This is a genomic window from Marinobacter maroccanus, from assembly GCF_002933275.1.
GTDB lineage: Bacteria > Pseudomonadota > Gammaproteobacteria > Pseudomonadales > Oleiphilaceae > Marinobacter > Marinobacter maroccanus.
In genome coordinates this window covers 1-1,238 of the sequence record NZ_PSSX01000044.1, presented here as the reverse complement: position 1 = coordinate 1,238, position 1,238 = coordinate 1, and the positions used below count along the sequence as shown (strand labels likewise).

Below are 1,238 nucleotides of genomic sequence, written 5' to 3'. Positions count from 1 at the left end.
TGTAGTGGTTCAATGATTCCGGACACCAACGTAGGTGGTAATATCGCCACCATAAACGAGGTGTCTGATGACCAGAAAGCGACGTTCTTTTTCTCCTGAGTTCAAACAGGAAGCAGCCAGCCTGGTGCTGGATCAAGGTTACACGATTCCCCAGGCGAGCGTGTCTCTGGGAATTGGTGAAAGCGCTATCCGGCGCTGGGTTAACCAACTGACCGAGGAGCGTGACGGTGTCACCCCGAAGGGCAAGGCGTTAACCCCGGAACAGCGCCGTATCCAGGAGCTGGAAGCCCGCTGCAAGCGCCTTGAACAGGAGAAAGACATACTAAAAAAGGCTACCGCTCTCTTGATGTCGGACGACATGAATCGTACGCGCTGATAGACCAGTTGAGTGAGCGAATGCCTGTTGAAATGGTCTGCAATGCGTTTGATATCAGTCGCTCAAGCTATTACGAGTACCGCCAACAGCGGAACCATGTGGATATAGAGCGTTTGGCCCTGAAGGCTCAGGTAAACCGCCTGTTTACCAAGAGCCGCAGCTCTGCCGGCAGCCGGACAATCAAAGGCTTGCTCAGCGAGGAAGGTGTTGTCGTCGGTCGCTTCAAGGTTCGACGTCTTATGAGCGAACTGGGCCTGATCTGTAAGCAGCCAGGCCCTCACGCTTACAAGCAGGCCACCGTTGAACGGCCGGATATCCCGAATCACCTGGATCGTGAATTTGCAGTAGAGCAGCCCGACCAGGTCTGGTGTGGTGACATTACTTACATCTGGAGCGGCCAGCGATGGAGTTATCTGGCTGTGGTGCTGGACCTGTACGCCCGGCGAGTTGTTGGCTGGGCAATGTCATCCAGTCCTGATGCAGACCTGGTTGTAAAAGCTGTGGATCACGCCTGGGAACAGCGTGGTCGGCCAGAGAAAGTCATGTTCCACTCGGACCAGGGAAGTCAGTATGCCAGTCGTAAGTTCCGTCAGAGGCTCTGGCGCTATCGAATGACCCAAAGCATGAGCCGGCGTGGCAACTGCTGGGACAATGCCCCGATGGAAAGGCTGTTCCGAAGTCTGAAATCTGAGTGGGTACCGGCCCTGGGATATCGAAATCTGCCTGAGGCCCAAAAAGATGTTGGTGGCTATCTGATGGACTACTACAACCGGCAAAGACCTCATACGTTCAACGGTGGCATTTCTCCCGTTGCAGCAGAGGAAAACCTTAAAATACTGTCCGGGATTAGTTGACCACTACA

General features: G+C 54.2%; 1 protein-coding gene. It reads left to right on the top strand.

The window, feature by feature from the left end; all coding sequences use genetic code 11:
* The first annotated feature begins 67 nt into the window (after positions 1 to 67).
* Positions 68 to 1,230, top strand: a protein-coding gene (locus KEHDKFFH_RS19950) for an IS3 family transposase (RefSeq protein WP_104323516.1) whose coding sequence is annotated in 2 segments (ribosomal slippage) — positions 68 to 323 and positions 323 to 1,230 — 1,164 coding nt in all. Because the reading frame shifts where the segments join, the coding sequence is not laid out codon by codon here.
* Positions 1,231 to 1,238: the final 8 nt, after the last annotated feature.